Origin of the sequence: Agromyces sp. S2-1-8 (genome assembly GCF_021129215.1) — a bacterium.
GTDB classification, from domain to species: Bacteria; Actinomycetota; Actinomycetes; order Actinomycetales; family Microbacteriaceae; genus Agromyces; species Agromyces chromiiresistens.
On sequence record NZ_JAJOLP010000001.1, the window covers coordinates 953,617 to 968,037 of the forward strand.

General features: G+C 72.0%; 16 protein-coding genes. 9 read left to right on the forward strand and 7 right to left on the reverse strand.

The window, feature by feature from the left end:
• Window positions 1–8: 8 nt before the first annotated feature.
• From LR269_RS04365 to LR269_RS04375, 3 genes are all read left to right on the forward strand, one after another.
• Window positions 9–1,325, forward strand: coding sequence for an MFS transporter (locus LR269_RS04365; RefSeq protein ID WP_374201077.1), 1,317 nt, complete (start codon window positions 9–11; stop codon window positions 1,323–1,325).
• A gap of 107 nt (window positions 1,326–1,432) precedes the next feature.
• Complete coding sequence (locus LR269_RS04370; RefSeq protein WP_231429545.1) at window positions 1,433–2,095, forward strand: DUF4232 domain-containing protein; 663 nt, start codon at window positions 1,433–1,435, stop codon at window positions 2,093–2,095.
• A 147-nt stretch (window positions 2,096–2,242) separates the two neighbouring features.
• Complete coding sequence (locus tag LR269_RS04375; protein WP_231429546.1) at window positions 2,243–2,986, forward strand: hypothetical protein; 744 nt, start codon at window positions 2,243–2,245, stop codon at window positions 2,984–2,986.
• Window positions 2,987–2,993: 7 nt separating this feature from the next.
• Here the strand turns inward: LR269_RS04375 and LR269_RS04380 are convergent, their stop codons facing one another.
• Together LR269_RS04380 and LR269_RS04385 are read right to left on the reverse strand one after the other, a co-directional pair.
• Complete coding sequence (locus LR269_RS04380; RefSeq protein ID WP_231429547.1) at window positions 2,994–3,656, reverse strand: SDR family oxidoreductase; 663 nt, start codon at window positions 3,654–3,656, stop codon at window positions 2,994–2,996.
• 112 nt (window positions 3,657–3,768) lie between these two features.
• The gene (locus LR269_RS04385) at window positions 3,769–5,220 is read right to left on the reverse strand and encodes a DUF6421 family protein (RefSeq protein WP_231429548.1); all 1,452 of its coding nucleotides are present in this window, start codon (window positions 5,218–5,220) and stop codon (window positions 3,769–3,771) included.
• Window positions 5,221–5,585: 365 nt separating this feature from the next.
• Here LR269_RS04385 and LR269_RS04390 point away from each other — a divergent pair, with 365 nt between their 5' ends.
• Together LR269_RS04390 and LR269_RS04395 are read left to right on the forward strand one after the other, a co-directional pair.
• Window positions 5,586–6,149 carry a hypothetical protein gene (locus LR269_RS04390; RefSeq protein ID WP_231429549.1) on the forward strand — a complete coding sequence of 188 codons (564 nt, stop codon included), beginning with the start codon at window positions 5,586–5,588 and terminating at the stop codon, window positions 6,147–6,149.
• Window positions 6,150–6,363: 214 nt separating this feature from the next.
• Window positions 6,364–6,861 (forward strand): hypothetical protein, encoded by a 498-nt coding sequence (locus LR269_RS04395; protein ID WP_231429550.1) that lies wholly within the window; start codon window positions 6,364–6,366, stop codon window positions 6,859–6,861.
• 55 nt (window positions 6,862–6,916) lie between these two features.
• Here the strand turns inward: LR269_RS04395 and LR269_RS04400 are convergent, their stop codons facing one another.
• A complete protein-coding gene (locus tag LR269_RS04400; protein ID WP_231429551.1) occupies window positions 6,917–7,423 on the reverse strand; it encodes an N-acetyltransferase in 507 nt (168 codons plus the stop codon).
• A gap of 56 nt (window positions 7,424–7,479) precedes the next feature.
• On the opposite strand from LR269_RS04400, the gene LR269_RS04405 reads away from it, so the two are divergent.
• Together LR269_RS04405 and LR269_RS04410 are read left to right on the forward strand one after the other, a co-directional pair.
• On the forward strand, window positions 7,480–8,250 hold the full coding sequence (locus LR269_RS04405) for a DNA alkylation repair protein (protein WP_231429552.1): 771 nt from the start codon (window positions 7,480–7,482) through the stop codon (window positions 8,248–8,250).
• An 86-nt stretch (window positions 8,251–8,336) separates the two neighbouring features.
• Complete coding sequence (locus LR269_RS04410) at window positions 8,337–8,933, forward strand: NADPH-dependent FMN reductase (RefSeq protein ID WP_231429553.1); 597 nt, start codon at window positions 8,337–8,339, stop codon at window positions 8,931–8,933.
• 36 nt (window positions 8,934–8,969) lie between these two features.
• Here the strand turns inward: LR269_RS04410 and LR269_RS04415 are convergent, their stop codons facing one another.
• The 4 genes from LR269_RS04415 to LR269_RS04430 form a co-directional block, all read right to left on the reverse strand.
• Window positions 8,970–9,788 carry an alpha/beta fold hydrolase gene (locus tag LR269_RS04415; protein WP_231429554.1) on the reverse strand — a complete coding sequence of 273 codons (819 nt, stop codon included), beginning with the start codon at window positions 9,786–9,788 and terminating at the stop codon, window positions 8,970–8,972.
• A 70-nt stretch (window positions 9,789–9,858) separates the two neighbouring features.
• Window positions 9,859–11,166 carry a serine/threonine-protein kinase gene (locus LR269_RS04420; RefSeq protein WP_231429555.1) on the reverse strand — a complete coding sequence of 436 codons (1,308 nt, stop codon included), beginning with the start codon at window positions 11,164–11,166 and terminating at the stop codon, window positions 9,859–9,861.
• Between the two features lie 57 nt (window positions 11,167–11,223).
• Window positions 11,224–12,066, reverse strand: coding sequence for an exodeoxyribonuclease III (locus LR269_RS04425; protein WP_231429556.1), 843 nt, complete (start codon window positions 12,064–12,066; stop codon window positions 11,224–11,226).
• Window positions 12,067–12,107: 41 nt separating this feature from the next.
• Window positions 12,108–12,581: a DUF6328 family protein gene (locus LR269_RS04430; protein ID WP_231429557.1), complete on the reverse strand. Its 474-nt coding sequence runs from the start codon at window positions 12,579–12,581 to the stop codon at window positions 12,108–12,110.
• 134 nt (window positions 12,582–12,715) lie between these two features.
• Between LR269_RS04430 and cofE the strand changes: the two genes are divergently transcribed.
• Entirely contained in the window at window positions 12,716–13,513 is a 798-nt protein-coding gene (cofE, locus tag LR269_RS04435) for a coenzyme F420-0:L-glutamate ligase (RefSeq protein ID WP_231429558.1), read from the forward strand.
• A gap of 85 nt (window positions 13,514–13,598) precedes the next feature.
• Window positions 13,599–14,339, forward strand: coding sequence for a GntR family transcriptional regulator (locus LR269_RS04440; RefSeq protein WP_231429559.1), 741 nt, complete (start codon window positions 13,599–13,601; stop codon window positions 14,337–14,339).
• The last annotated feature ends 82 nt before the right edge of the window (window positions 14,340–14,421 follow it).

Sequence of the window (14,421 nt, forward strand, 5' to 3'; positions counted from 1 at the left end):
ATGGGCGGGTGAGCGAGCCGACGGCGGTGACCCAGACGGCGCGACGGGTGCAGTCCGTCTACTTCACCCTGCTCATCGGCAACACGCTCGCGGCGTCGTTCATCTGGGGCGTGAACACGCTGTTCCTGCTCGACGCGGGCCTCTCGAATCTCGAGGCCTTCGCGGCGAACGCGTTCTTCTCGGTCGGCATGGTCATCTTCGAGGTGCCGACGGGGGTCGTCGCCGACACCCTCGGGCGACGCATGTCGTACCTGCTCGGCACCATCACCCTCGCCGCCACGACGGCCATGTACTACTGGCTCTGGGTGATCGAGGCGCCGTTCTGGGCGTGGGCCGTGGTCTCGGTACTGCTCGGCCTCGGCTTCACGTTCTTCTCGGGTGCGACCGAGGCGTGGCTCGTCGACGCCCTCACGGCGACCGGGTACACGGGCAGCCTCGAACGGGTGTTCGGCCGCGGCACGGCGCTGTCGGGCGCGGCGATGTTCATCGGCTCGATCACGGGCGGCGCGGTTGCGCAGGCGACCGACCTGGGCGTGCCGTTCATCATGCGCGCGGGCGTGCTCGTCATCATGTTCGTCGTCGCCGCCCTGCTCATGCACGACCTCGGGTTCACACCCGCGGGCCGTGCGCACCCGCTGCAGGCGACGAAGACGGTCTTCAAGGCGTCGCTGACCTACGGGCTCGGCCGCCCGCCGGTGCGATACCTCATGCTCGCGTCGTTCTTCACGACCGGCGTCGGCTTCTACGTCTTCTACGCGTTGCAGCCGTATCTCGTCGAGCTGTGGGGCGACGAGGAGGCGTACTCGATCGCCGGGCTCGCGGCGGCCATCCTGTCGGGAGCCCAGGTGATCGGCGGCTACCTCGCACCGTGGGTGCGGCGTCGTTTCCGCCGGCGCACGACGACCGTCCTGCTGAGCCTCGTCGTGAGCACGGGCGTGCTCGTGGCACTCGGCCTCAACCGGAGCTTCTGGCTCGCGCTCCTGCTGCTCGTGCTCTGGGGCCTCGTCGACGCGGCCGCGGGCCCGGTGCGGCGGGCGTACCTCAACGACATGATCCCGTCGGCCCAGCGCGCGACCGTGCTCTCGTTCGACTCGCTGCTCGGCAGCGCCGGCGGTGCGGTCATCCAGCCCGTGCTCGGCCGGTCCGCCGACCTGTGGGGGTACCCGGGGTCGCTGCTCGTGAGCAGTGCGTTCCAGGTGCTCGCCGTGCCGTTCATCTGGCTCAGCCGCCGCCAGCAGTCGCCGGCCGACGTCGCGACGGGCGTCCCCGACGAGGCGACGGCCGCCGATGCGGCCGAGCCCAAGGGCGGGCCGCAGGCCGACTGACCGGGACGCGTAACGGTTGGGGCGCATCAGGGCCATCCCTCTTCCCGGTGGATGCCTCGGGGGTTAGCCTGTGGCGTCGGCGACGTCGCCGCGGTGAGGAGTGGGACATGTCGGTCAGGGTCACACGCATCGTCGTCGCCCTCGGCGTGCTGCTGGCGGGTGCGATCGCCCTGAGCGGTTGCGCGGGTGCGACGTTCTCGGGCGACTCGAGGGGCGAGCCGACCGCCTCGAGCGCGCCGGCCGCATCCGACTCGGCGACGACGGCTCCCGGCACCGGCGCCGACGCCACCGGTTCCGCCGGCGACCCCGGCGTCGCCGAACGCGACCAGGAGCCGTTCTCGGACGACGCGTTCGCACTCCGTTGCCTCGACGGGCAGTTCGCGCTCGCGGTCGAACCGTTGCCCGACGAGTCGGGCGCCGGCTCCTTCGGGTTCAGCCTCGTCTTCACGAACATGTCCGACGACGCGTGCAGCTTCGACGGCTGGCCCGGCCTCATCGCGATCGCCGCCGACGGCGCCGAGGTGGGCATGCCCGCAGTCGCCGACGCCGGAACGTCGTCACTCGTCGTCGTGCCGGCCGGCGGCGTCGCGACCGCGCACGTCCGGGCGTCGCAGGCCGGCGCGTACGACTGCACGCCCGTCGACGCGTCTGGTGTCCGCGCCCGCCTCAGCCCCGACGGCGCCGACGCCGGGATCGACGCCGCGTACGCCATCACCGTGTGCGACGGCGACGTCTCGACGATGACGATCTCGCCGCTCGTCGTCGGCTGACGTCGCCGGTCTCGCCGCGCCCGTATCGGCGCCCTGCGGAGGCGCATGAAACCGCCTGAGGGGGGTTGTACCCCGTTCGGGGGTCACGTAGCATGGCCGGACGCCTGAGCGCCGACCGGTTGCCGCGGCGCGACGAGGAGGTGCCGAGTGCGCAAGGTCCTCCTGCTGTGCGCCGCGATGGCCGTGCTGCTCGTCGGCTCGGTGTCGCTCGGCGTGGCCGTCGCGCGCACCGGCGCACCCGTGCTCTACGACGCCCGCGTGCAACCGGGGGCGGTCGACGAGCTCGACCCCGAGACGGGCACCGGTCCGCGCGTCCCCGGGGCGGACGCCGGCGACACGAGCGGGGCCGGCGAGGCGACCGCGGGCGACGACGATGCAGGTGCGCGCGGCGCCGATGCGCCGGGCGGCCCGGGCGATCCCGGCAGCGGTCGAGGCCCGACCGAGCCGGTGCCGCGCCACTCGACGACGCCCGAGCCGAACGACCCGGCGCCCTCGCCCGGAACCTCGCCCGATGAACCCGGCGACGAGACGCCGCCACCCGCCGACCCCGTGCCCACGGCCGAAGAACAGGCGGCATGGCTGTCGTTCCAGCAGCTCGTGCGCGACTGCATGACGAGTGCCGGCTTCGAGTACCGCCACTGGAAGTGGTGGGAGGCCGAGTCGCCCGACCCCGAATCGCTCGCGCCGGCGATGCCCGACGACCTCACCGAGCCCGGACAGGCCGCCTGGCGAGAGGCGCTCTACGGCACCGAGGGCGGCGAGGGATGCCTCGTGGTCGCCGTCGAGCACGACCAGGAGGAGTCGGCGACGCCCCCGCCGAGCGATGCCCCCGACGCCGGCGCGCCCGACGCCGGCGCGCCCGACGGCGAATCGTCCGGCGCCGAGGGCTGAGCAGCAGTCAGGCGAGCGTCTCGACGCGCCCGTTCAGCTCCGAGGCATCCTTCGACCAGAGGGCGACGACCTCGTCGGCGAGCCGTTCCTCGAGGCCGGCGAGCCCCTTCACCCGGAAGGTGACGGCAGCACCTGCGGGCGCCTCCTTGGCGAGGCCGTGCGCGAGCGACTGCATCCACGACTCGCTCGCGGCCTTGACGGCCGTGTAGTTCGCACCGCCCGCGGTGGGGCGCTCGACGGTCGTCGAAGAGACGATGGCGATGCGGCCGGCGGGGGAGGCGATGAGGTCGTCCCAGAGCGCCCGGCTCACATGGCGCAGCGCCGAGAAGGAGCGCTCGAGCACGCGGTAGTCCTCTTCGGTCTGCCCCGGAATGCCTCCTCCGCCGCGCCATCCGCCGACGAGGTGGACGATGCCGTCGACGTCGCCCACGCGACCGTGCACGCGCATCGCGAGCGGCCAGACCTGCATCTGGTCGGTGAGGTCGGCGACCTCGGTCACGATGCCGGGCAGCTCCGCCGCCATCTCGTCGAGCCGGCCGCGGTCGCTGCCGACGGCGACGACGCGGGCACCCGCCTCGAGGAGCGCGCGGGCGACGGCCCGGCCCGAGGCGCTCGTGGCACCCGCGATGAGCACGGTGCGCCCTGCGGCGCCGGTGGGGTGGTCGGTCATGTGGGGCTCCTCGTCGAGCTGAGTGGAAGCGTGATCCAGGAGAAAGGAAGCTGCTCAGGACGAAACCGCAGATTCCGTCCTGAGCAGCGTACGTCTTCCTGAAACGGTGGGGTCAGACCTCGGTCTTGGCCGTGATGCCGACGGTCGACTCGATGACGGGCTTCATCTTCTTGTCGAGCGCCTCGAAGAACATCGAGAGCGGGAACTCGTCGTCCATCACGAGGTCGGTGTAGCCCTTGGGCGGGCCGGCGAGCACCTCGCGTGGCAGGCCCTCGGCCCAGACCGACGCCGGGTTCGGCGTGACGACCGACGAGACGAGCTCGTAGGCCTTGAGCCAGTGCACCGTCTTCGGGCGGTCGATCGACTCCCAGTAGAGCAGGTCGATCGCGTCGCCGAGCTCGACGACCGCGTCGGCGACCTTGTCCCAGTCGAAGCTGAGCTCGACGTCGCGCCATTCGAGCACGTGCTTCTTGTGCAGCCAGGCGAACAGCAGCTGGCCGCCGAGGCCGTCGTAGTTGCGCACGCGCGAACCGGTGATCGCGAAGCGGAAGATGCGGTCGAAGATGACCGCGTACTGCACGAGCTTGCCGGTCGAGCGCATCTGCTCCTCGACGTCGGTGAGCTCCTCGCCCTTGGCCAGGCGGGCGTCGAGCCCGCGCTGGATCTTCACCGACTCGCGGAAGGCGGTCAGGTCGCAGCGCAGCTCTTCCAGCGAGTAGAGGAAGAACGGCATGCGCTGCTTGATCATGAACGGGTCGAACGGCAGGTCGCCGCGCATGTGGGTGCGGTCGTGGATGATGTCCCACATCACGAAGGTGCGCTCGGTGAGCTCCTGGTCGGTGAGCATCTCGGCCGCGTCGGCGGGCAGTTCGAGCTTCGTGATGTCGCTCGCGGCGCGCACGACCTTGCGGTAGCGGGCGGCCTCGCGGTCCTGGAAGATGGCGCCCCACGTGAACGGCGGGATCTCGCGCATCGCGACGGTCTCGGGGAAGAGCACCGCCGAGTTGGTGTCGTAGCCGGGCGTGAAGTCGACGAGGCGCAGCGACACGAAGAGCTTGTTGCCGTAGTCGCCGGCCTCGAGGGCCGCGATGAACTCGGGCCAGATCGTCTCGACGACGAGCGCCTCGACGTGGCGGTCGAGCGAGCCGTTCTGCGTGTACATCGGGAAGACGACGAGGTGGCGGATGCCGTCGATGCGGTGACGCTGCGGCTGGAACTCGACGAGCGAGTCGAGGAAGTCGGGGACCTCGAGGCCCGCGGCCTGCCACTTGCGGAAGTCTGCCTGGAGCGCGGTGAGGTACGCGGCCTCGTGCGGGAAGCGCGGCGCGAGCGCGGCGACCGACTCGACGATGGCGTCGACGAGGGCGGATGCCTCGGCCTTGTCGGCCTCGACGGGGACGGAGCCGTCCTTCACCTGGAGCGACTGGAGCTTCGTCGCGGACTCCTTGAGGCGGAGCCAGGACGGGTCGTTCTCGACGCCGTCGGCGAGGGCGATCTGCTCGGGCGTGACGTCCTCGAGGACCTCGGGTTCGCCGACGATGGGGTCGATCGTGATGTTCGACATTGTGAACCTCCGTTCCTCGTTGAGGGATCAGATACTGCTGATGGGTGATGGCGTGCGGCATGAATCGCCGCACAACTCAAGGCTACGAGGCATCCGCTCGCGATTGATTGCGTCCCGACGCGGGAATGCTGCGTTCGGGCTCGATCCGGCGATCGAGATCGCCAAGTCGGCGCAACGGCCGCAGCCGAGCAATCATGAGAATACCTCAGCGCCTGCCCCGACCGCCCTCGGTGCCTGCACGCCTCCGGACCCGCGCCGGAACCGACCGCAGGTCCGGTGGGCGTCCTGATGTCGGGGGTCCCGCCGATCCGTAATTTGAGGATCGTTCAGATCCCCGTCAACCCCCGACAGAACAGGAGAGGACCATGAACATCAAGAAGGGCGGAGCCGCTGCGATCGGCGCCGCCGTGATCATCATCTCGATCAGCGGGTGCGCCGGAGTGCGTTCGCAGGTCGAGCAGGGCTCGGGCGCCGCGAGCATCACCTCGCTGCAGACCCAGCAGGACAGCGCCCGTCGCGAGGCCGCCCTGCAGCGGACCGCCGCCCACGGCGGCGTGCAGCAGCGCGCGACCACCTCGCTCGAGGCGCAGCAGGACGCCGCTCGTGCGGAATCCGCACAGCAGCGGGCCGCTCGTACCGAGAAGGGCGAACAGGCCGTGCAGCAGTCGTTCGACTCGCGCGCCTTCGACGCGGTGAGCCTGCAGCAGCAGGCGATCCGCGAACGCCTCGGAGAGCGTCGCGTCACGGTCTCGATCCCCGAACTCATGCGTCAGCAGAAGCAGGCCGAATCGGTCGGCGAGGCCGGCACGAACGCCGCCGACCAGCAGGGGCAGCGCCTCGCGCAGTACGCCGAGCAGTTCACCGCCCACGAGAACGCGACCCCGGTGCCCACCCCGTCGCCGCGACCGATCTCACCGCGCAATCGATGAGCCGCGACCGAGAGCGGGGCTCGTGCCTGACCGGCCGACCCCGCTCTCGTGCTGCGCTGAGGCAGCGGTGCTGATCGCACGATGCGTTCGTGGAGACGGGGCATAGCCGACCCATAGCCTTCACCCGTATCGTCGAGGCTCGGGTCGCATGCCGTCGGCCCGCGGGGCTCGCTCCCGAGCACCCGTCGTGAACGATCCGAATCGAGTCGCCCGCATGACCACTGCCCGTCCGTCCGCCCCCATTGCGCTGATCCTGCCCACGATCGCGCTCGCCGGCTCGGTGGTCGTCACCGTGATCGGCGCCCTCTCCACGAACTCGGCGACCGCGACCCTGAACGCCGCGCTCACGAGCCAGACCGGCACCGCGGCCGACGTCTACGGCAGCCAGTCGGCGATCGTCGCCTCGAGCGGCCTCGTCACCGCCGGAATCGTCGGAATCGTCGTGTCGCTCGCCCTCTTCGGTGCGCTGATCGGCTTCGGCGCCCTCTCCAAGCCCGCGGCCGAAGCGCCGGCCGACGAGGTCGAGTCGATCGACGACGACGAGTTCGACGCCGAGCCGGTCGCGGCGCCGGTGCTCGACGAGGCGACGGCCGCCGAGCCGGTCGCCGCCGCGCCCGCCACCGACGATGACGCCGCCGCCGAGCCGGTCGCCGCCGGGGCATCCGCACCGGCCGAGGCGCGCGACGCCGGAGACGAGCCCGCGCGAGCCTGACCGCTCCCTCCGTCGAAGGGCCCCCGCACGCCGCGCGTGCCGGGGCCCTTCGCGTTCAGAGGCTCTTCGCCATGTGCAGCGACGCCGCCTCGAAGCCGAGGCTCTCGTACAGCTCGATCGCGGGCAGGTTGTAGGCGAAGACGTTGAGGCCGAGCGTCGGCGAGCCGTGCTCGCGCGCCACCTCTTCGGCGTGCTGCATGGCGGCACGCCCCAGGCCGCGCCGGCGGAAGGGCTCGCGCACGTGCACGTCCCACACCCACCAGGCGTCGCCGCCCTCGGCCCACGGGCCGAGCCAGAGCCAGCCGGCATCCTCGCCGTCGACGAAGATCGCGAGCAGCACATGACCTGGCTTCATCTCGCCGTCGGCGAAGAAGCGATTCGTCGACGCCTCGACGGCCGCCTTCGCCTCCGACGGGGTGTCGCCGGCGCGCAGCCGCGCCGCCTCGTAGTAGGCCATCGACTCGGGCAGCCACATGCGCAGGTCGTCGCCCGTGATCGGGCGGAATTCGACGACCTGGTCGCCGTCTGCTGCTGGCTCGGTCTCGGTGATCGCTTCGCTCATCGCTCCATCGTGGCCGATGCCCCGCCGAGAGGGAAGGGCCGCGGTAGCGTACCGGCATGACGGATGCCTCGCCCGCGGCCCAGGGCGCCGACGCCGTGCGCGCCGCGCTCGCAGAGGCGGCCGACCCCGACCGGCTACCGCAGCTCGCACGGTTCTTCAAGACCGGCCCCGGAGGCTACGCCGAAGGCGATCGCTTCATCGGGGTGACGGTGCCCGAGACCCGCGCGGTCGTGCGCCGCTTCACCGAGCTGCCCCCCGCCGAGGTCGATGAGCTCCTCGACAGCCCCGTCCACGAGCACCGCCTCGCGGCACTGCTCGTCATGGTCGCGCAGTTCGGCCGCGCGAGCCGCACGCGCACGCGCGACGAGGCGGCTCGGCTGCGACTGCACGACGCCTACCTCGCGGCGGTGCGACGCGGTCGCGTCGACAACTGGGATCTCGTCGACAGCTCGGCCGAGGTGCTCGTCGGCGAGGTGCTCTTCACGAGCGCCCCCGTCGAGCAGGTCGAACCTGCGCTCGTCGTCGAGCTCGCGGCATCCCCTTCGGTGTGGCCGCGCCGCGTCGCGGTGCTCGCGACGTTCGCGGCGACGAAGGCGGGCGATGCCCGCCCGGCGCTCGCGATCTCCGAGCGGCTGCTCGACGATCGCCACGACCTCATCCACAAGGCGGTCGGCTGGATGCTGCGCGAGGCGGGCAAACGGGTGGACCGGGACGAACTCACCCGGTTCCTCGACGAGCACGCGGCCCGGATGCCGCGCACGATGCTCTCGTACGCGACCGAGCACCTGACGCCCGACGAGCGGACGGCCTACCGCGCGATGCGCTGACCTCGCGGATCCCCGCCGGGTCGTGCCTCTGGCGGGTCGCCGCGAGCGGGTGCAGTCTGGAACCCACGAGACGAGGGGGTTCTCACATGCAGGTCGACATCATCCACCACGAGCCGCCCTATCGGGTCGGGGTCTTCATCGGCAGCCTCGCGAGCGACTCGATCAACCGCACGCTCGCGAAGGCGCTCATGCGAATCGCGCCCGAGGAGTTCGCGTTCGACGAGATCGTCTACCGCGACCTCCCGCTCTACAGTCGCGACTACGACCCCGACTATCCGCAGGTCGCGCGCGACTACAAGGCCGCGATCCAGGCGTCGGATGCGCTGCTGTTCGTCACGCCCGAGTACAACCGCTCGGTGCCGGGCCCGCTCAAGAACGCGATCGACTGGGCGAGCCGCCCCTGGGGCGAGAACGCGCTGACCGGGCGGCCGTCGGCCGTCATCGGCGCCTCGCCGGGGGCGCTCGGCACGGCGGTCGCCCAGCAGAGCCTGCGCAGCATCCTGAGCTTCTGCAACGCGCCGCAGATGAACGCGCCGGAGGCGTACATCCACGTGACGCCCGGGCTCATCACCCCCGACGGCGAGGTGACGGTCGAGAGCACCGAGGAGTTCCTGCGGATGTTCATGCGGCGCTTCCTCGAGTTCACGACGCGCGTGCTCACGGTGCTGCCGCGGCCCGACTGACGCGACGGGCGGGTCGGGCCGCGCGGGCGGAGTCGGCTAGAGCCCGTGCTCGTCGAGCCAGCGGCGGAGGGCTGCGCCGACCTCGTCGGCCCGTTCGACGCTCGGCAGGTGCGCGGTGCCCGCGACGCGGATCCCGGTCGCGTGCGGCACGGACTCGACGATCGCCTCGTACTGCACGGCGAAGGGCGTGAGATCGTGCTCGCCCACGATCGCGAGGGTCGGCACGGCGATCTCGCCGAGGCGCTCGGCAGCGGGCGGGTCGAGCGGCACCTGCTCGCCGTCGTCGGCCACGTGCGCGATGTTCGGCTCGGCGAGCTCGTGCGCCCGGGCGAGGAACGCCGGGTCGAGGTCCGACTCGCCTCGCCCGGTGCCGACGGCGAACAGTGCCGTCTCGAGCCGGATGTACCCGGCCGGGTCGGTCAGCGGGTCGATCGCATCGACCGCGTCCATGCGATGCTGCTCGTCGGGCGTCGGCGCCACGTCGGGGTGGCCGCCGATGCGCGCGCCGATCGTGACGAGGCCGGCGACGCGGTCGGGAGCCGCGAGCGCGACGTCGATCGCGAGCGCCCCTCCGCGACTCGCACCGACGACGGTCGCCCGCTCGATGCCGAGGTGGTCGAGCAGCGCGATCGCGTCGTCGTGGTTGGCGAACGGCACCGAGAAGTCGTGGCTCGTGCCGCCGAACCCGCGCGGGTCGTAGCGCACCACGAAGTGCTGCGCGGCGAGGGCCTCGGCCTGCTCGTCCCACATGCGCAGGGTCGCGATGCCGGCCGGGATCAGCAGCAGGGCGGGGTCGGAGACGGCGCCGGCCGTCTCGTAGCGGAGTCCGGCGCCGGGGAGTTCGAGAACGGGCATCCCATGATGCTAGGGCTCAGGGCGTCGCCCCGGCGAACGGGCGCCGGGGGCGCAACGGCGTCGACCCCGCTCAGTCGTCCTTCTTCCCCTTGCCCTTGTCGTCCTTGTCGCCGTCGTTGCGGTTGCCGCCGCTGTTGCCGGGCCCGCTGTTGTCGTCGTCGGCCTCGGTCGGCGTCGGCGTCGGCGTCGGCGTCGCGGTCTCGCTCGGCGTGCTCGAGCCGGCCGGCGTCGTCGGCGTCGGACCGATGTCCGCTTCGCCGCCCGTGGTCACCGCACCGATGACCGCGTGCGTGATCAGCACGATCGCGACGGCGGCGATCGCGAGGGCGGCCACGACGAGGGCCGGTCGACGCCGACGCGAGCGACGATCGCCCTCGGGGGCATCGCGTTCGTCGGCCGGCATGGCCACGGTGGCCCCGGTGGCTCCGTACGCGCCGGACATGCCGGCAGCCGTCGCGCCGGCCGCCGCCGAGCCGACCGCGACCGGCAGCACCCGCGTCGGACCCGTCGCCGTGCCGCCGGCGCCGTCCGACGTGTCGAGGCGTCCGGCGGCGACGGCGACCTCGAGCGCCGAGGGTCGCGCCTCGGGCTCGCGCGCGGTCATCGCGCTGAGCAGCGCGACCCAGTCGGCGCCGAGCGCCTCGGGGATCTCGGGGTCGCGGACGAGCCTGGCGCCCGCCGCCTCGGCCGCGGGGCCGGGGAACGCGGTGCGGCCCGTGCGCGCCTCGAGCGCGAGCAGCCCGAGCGAGTACACGTCGGAGGCCGGGCCGGCCGGCGTGCCCCCGACCTGCTCGGGGCTGACGTATCCGGGGGTCCCGACGAGCAGCCCGGTGCGGGTGAGCCGGGCGTCGTCGATGAGCCGGGCGATGCCGAAGTCCGCGAGCTTCGCGTTCCACGTGCGCGCGGGCAGGTGAGCCGGTTCGAGCAGCACGTTCGCGGGCTTCACGTCGCGGTGCACGATGCCGCGGTCGTGGATGACGTGCAGGGCTTCGCCGAGGTCGGCGAGCATCCCGGCCGCGTCGGCCGCGTCGAGCGGCCCGTGCCGAAGCGCCTCGCGGAGGTCGCGTCCCTCGACGAGCTCCATCACGAGGTATTCGCGCCCGGTCGCGGGGTCGCGGGCGGCGTCGTACAGGCGGACGAGCGCTCGGTGCTGGAGGCTCGCCAGCAGCGCGACCTCCGAACGCCGTCTCGCGGCGTCGTCGATGCCCTCCGCGGCCTCGGCGAACAGCTTGACCGCGACGGCGCGGCCGAGCGACTCGTCGTGGGCGCGGTAGACGCTCGCCATGCCGCCTCGGCCGATGAGCGCCTCGAGCCGGTAGCGCCCGCCGAGCACCGCCCCGATGAACGGGTCGGCGCCGGGATGGTGCGTGCTCGTCACGTCTTCGAGCGTATCCCGCTCGCCTGCGTCATGACTGGGGGTTGCGGTCGGCGCGAGTCAGCCGAAGATCATCGGCAGGTCGCCGTCGTCGTCGCCGAGTTCGAGGTCGACGAGCACCGGGACGTGGTCGCTCGGGGCGTCGCCCTTGCGCTCGTTGCGGTGGATCGACGCGCCGGTCACGGCGTCGGCGAACGCCTTCGAGCCGAGGATGAAGTCGATGCGCATGCCCTCGTTGCGCGGGAACCGCAGCTGCTTGTAGTCCCAGTAGGTGAAGAGCCCTTCGGGCACATGCGGCCGCACCACGTCGGAGAGCCCCGCGCCCTCGAGCGCGAAGAACGCGGCCCGCTCTTCGGGCGACACGTGGGTGGTCTGGCCGACGACGACGGTCGGGTCGCCGTTGTCGACGTCGAACGGCGCCACGTTGAAGTCGCCCATGAGCGCGAACGGACGCTCGGGGTGGGCCGTCGTCTCGGCGCGGGTGTACTCGGTGAGCGCGGCGTACCAGTCGAGCTTGTAGGTGAGGTGCGGGTCGCCGAGCGCGCGGCCGTTCGGCACGTAGAGGCTCCAGAGCCGCACATCGTCGACGGTGGCGCCGATCGCCCGTGCCTCTTTCGGCAGGTCGGGCCCGTCGTGGCCCTTCAGGAAGCCCGGCATGCCGGGGAACTCGATCTCGACGTCGCGGATCGGCGTGCGACTCGCGATCGCGACCCCGTTCCACTGGTTGAGCCCGTGCAGCGCGAGCTCGTAGCCGGCCTGCTCGAACGCCTCGTGCGGGAACTGCTCGGGCTTGCACTTGATCTCCTGCATGGCCAGCACGTCGACGTCTTCGCGCACCATCCAGTCGACGACACGGCCGACGCGGGTGCGGATCGAGTTGACGTTCCAGGTGGCGATGCGCATGGGTTCCAGCGTAGGTCAGGCCGGCGACACCACGAGCCGCGTCAGTCGCCGCTGCGCGCGAGCACCGGCACCACGATCCAGACCGCCGCGACGGCGATGAGCGCGACGGCGATCGCGATGAAGCCGGCCTCGCGGCTGACCGCGACGTCGAAGATGAGCCCGGCGACGCCGACCGCGAGCAGCGACACGACGCCGAGCAGCACGAACAGGATCCGGTTTCCCGTGCGCACGAGGCGATCCTTCTGGCGGCGCCCGTAGAGCATGCGGTGCAGGATCACGGGTGCGAGCCCGAGCACCGTGGCGAGGCCGGCGAGCCCGACGAGCGTCAGGTAGAGCACGAGCTCGTACTCGTCGAGGTCGGCGAAGCGGGGCTGGAAGGCGGCCGCCAGCAGGAAGCCCGAGATGAGCTGCGTGCCCGTCAGCACGGAGCGCAGCTCCTGCAGGATGTCCGCCCAGTTGCGGTCGAGGCGCTCGGTCGGCGTCTCGTTCCGCGCGGCGGAGGTGTCGGTGGCCATACGCGATCGTATCGCCGCGGCATCCGGTCGGTTCAGGCCCTTGCCCGCGACCCGCCCGCTATGGCAGGGCCGGTGAACTGCCAGAATGGTTGCGCCGCCACCCGGCGGCAGCGGAGTCCGATGGGGGAGCGTCCATGGCTGCAGGTTTCAGCGTCGAGGGCGTCGACGGGCTGCCCGAGATCTCGAAGGGCGACGACCTCGCCGCGCTCATCGCGTCGGCGACCGAGCTCGCCGACGGCGACATCCTCGTCGTGACGTCGAAGATCGTCTCGAAGGCCGAGGGGCGCGTCGTCGAGGCATCCGACCGCGAAGCCGCGATCACCGCCGAGACCGTGCGCGTCGTCGCGACGCGCGAGTACGACGGCGGCATCACCCGCATCGTCGAGAACCGGCAGGGCATCGTGGGTGCCGCCGCCGGGGTCGACGCCTCGAACGCGCCCGACGGCACCGTGCTGCTGCTGCCCGTCGATCCCGACGCCTCCGCACGCGATCTCGCGACCGGCCTGCGCGCGCTCACCGGGCACCGCGTGGGTGTCATCCTCTCCGACACGCTCGGCCGGCCCTGGCGCGAGGGGCAGACCGACCTCGCGATCGGCGCGGCCGGCGTGCACGTCTTCGACGACCTGCGGGGCGGCACGGATGCCTCGGGCAAGCCCCTCTCCGTGACGATGCCGTGCGTGGCCGACGAGATCGCCGGCGCCGCCGAGCTCGTGAAGGGCAAGTCGTCGGGGGTGCCGGTCGCCATCGTCCGAGGGCTCGACCGCTACGTCGGCGACCTCGACCTGCCCGGTGCGCGCTCGATCCAGCGGCCGAGCGAGCGCGACCTGTTCCGGCAGGGCGCCGACGAGGCGTACGACGAGGGGTACCGGGCCGGGTTCGACGAGGCCCAGGCCGAGGGGTCGCTCCGCTCCACCTCGGAGGACTTCGGGTAGGCCGCCGCCCCACCGGCGCACTGGCTTCGGCTTTTGGATCCAAACCCTGTGCCCGCTGCCGGTTCTTCCGATACATTCGGTTGCCATGAGCGAACTCACCGCCCCGACGGGCCGGACCCCGGGCTCCGGGCTCGACGCCGACGCCCTGCAGCAGCTCGCCGGCAAGCACCAGACGGGCTATCGCTCGGTCGGCGTGATGGTCTACGACATCCTGCGCGATGCGATCCTCAACGGCACGCTGCCGCCGGGGCAGAAGCTGCGGCAGGAGACGCTGGCCGAGTCGATCGGCGTCTCGCGACTGCCGGTGCGCTCGGCGCTCATCCAGCTCGAGGCCGACGGGCTCGTCGAGTTCCACGAGCGGCGGGGCGCCGTGGTGAAGTCGCTCTCGGCCGACGTCGCGCGCGAGGTGTACGACATCCGTACACTCCTCGAGGTCGAGGCGCTGCGTCGCTCGATGGCCGAGATGACCCCTGAGCGCCTCGAGCGGCTGCGTGCGCTCGGACGCACCGCCGACGCCGAGGAGGAGGGCGCCGACTTCGTCGACGCGCGCACCGAGTTCTACGCCGAGCTCTACGACGCCGCCCGCCGGCCCGTGCACTGGGAGATGATCGAGCAGCTGCGCCTCAAGGTCGGCCGGTACGTGCTCGGCTGGCGTCTCGTCGACGGCGCGGAGCACGGGCACTCGCATGAGGAGCTCATCGCGGCCGTCGAGGGCGGCGACGTCGAGCACGCCGTCGGCGTGCTGCGCTCCCACCTCGAGCACGTGCGCGACGCGGTGCTCGAGCTGCTCGACCGCGAATCGGCCCCGGTGCCCGCGCGCCGCTGACGCGGACGGCGCGAGTGCGAGGCATCCGCGTGCTCTTGCTTTTTGGATCCAGTATCCGAAACAATGATTCACGACGCACACG

What these genes read in the sequence shown, in the direction of transcription:
- LR269_RS04425 (WP_231429556.1), bottom strand. Translation starts at nt 12,066, where the DNA reads ATGCGCATCGCCACCTGGAACGTCAACTCGATCCGCACCCGCGTCGGC.
- LR269_RS04410 (WP_231429553.1), top strand. Translation starts at nt 8,337, where the DNA reads ATGCAGGTCGACATCATCCACCACGAGCCGCCCTATCGGGTCGGGGTC.
- LR269_RS04395 (WP_231429550.1), top strand. Translation starts at nt 6,364, where the DNA reads ATGACCACTGCCCGTCCGTCCGCCCCCATTGCGCTGATCCTGCCCACG.
- LR269_RS04385 (WP_231429548.1), bottom strand. Translation starts at nt 5,220, where the DNA reads ATGTCGAACATCACGATCGACCCCATCGTCGGCGAACCCGAGGTCCTC.
- LR269_RS04380 (WP_231429547.1), bottom strand. Translation starts at nt 3,656, where the DNA reads ATGACCGACCACCCCACCGGCGCCGCAGGGCGCACCGTGCTCATCGCG.
- LR269_RS04400 (WP_231429551.1), bottom strand. Translation starts at nt 7,423, where the DNA reads ATGAGCGAAGCGATCACCGAGACCGAGCCAGCAGCAGACGGCGACCAG.
- LR269_RS04405 (WP_231429552.1), top strand. Translation starts at nt 7,480, where the DNA reads ATGACGGATGCCTCGCCCGCGGCCCAGGGCGCCGACGCCGTGCGCGCC.
- LR269_RS04440 (WP_231429559.1), top strand. Translation starts at nt 13,599, where the DNA reads ATGAGCGAACTCACCGCCCCGACGGGCCGGACCCCGGGCTCCGGGCTC.
- LR269_RS04430 (WP_231429557.1), bottom strand. Translation starts at nt 12,581, where the DNA reads ATGGCCACCGACACCTCCGCCGCGCGGAACGAGACGCCGACCGAGCGC.
- LR269_RS04415 (WP_231429554.1), bottom strand. Translation starts at nt 9,788, where the DNA reads ATGCCCGTTCTCGAACTCCCCGGCGCCGGACTCCGCTACGAGACGGCC.
- LR269_RS04390 (WP_231429549.1), top strand. Translation starts at nt 5,586, where the DNA reads ATGAACATCAAGAAGGGCGGAGCCGCTGCGATCGGCGCCGCCGTGATC.
- cofE (WP_231429558.1), top strand. Translation starts at nt 12,716, where the DNA reads ATGGCTGCAGGTTTCAGCGTCGAGGGCGTCGACGGGCTGCCCGAGATC.
- LR269_RS04370 (WP_231429545.1), top strand. Translation starts at nt 1,433, where the DNA reads ATGTCGGTCAGGGTCACACGCATCGTCGTCGCCCTCGGCGTGCTGCTG.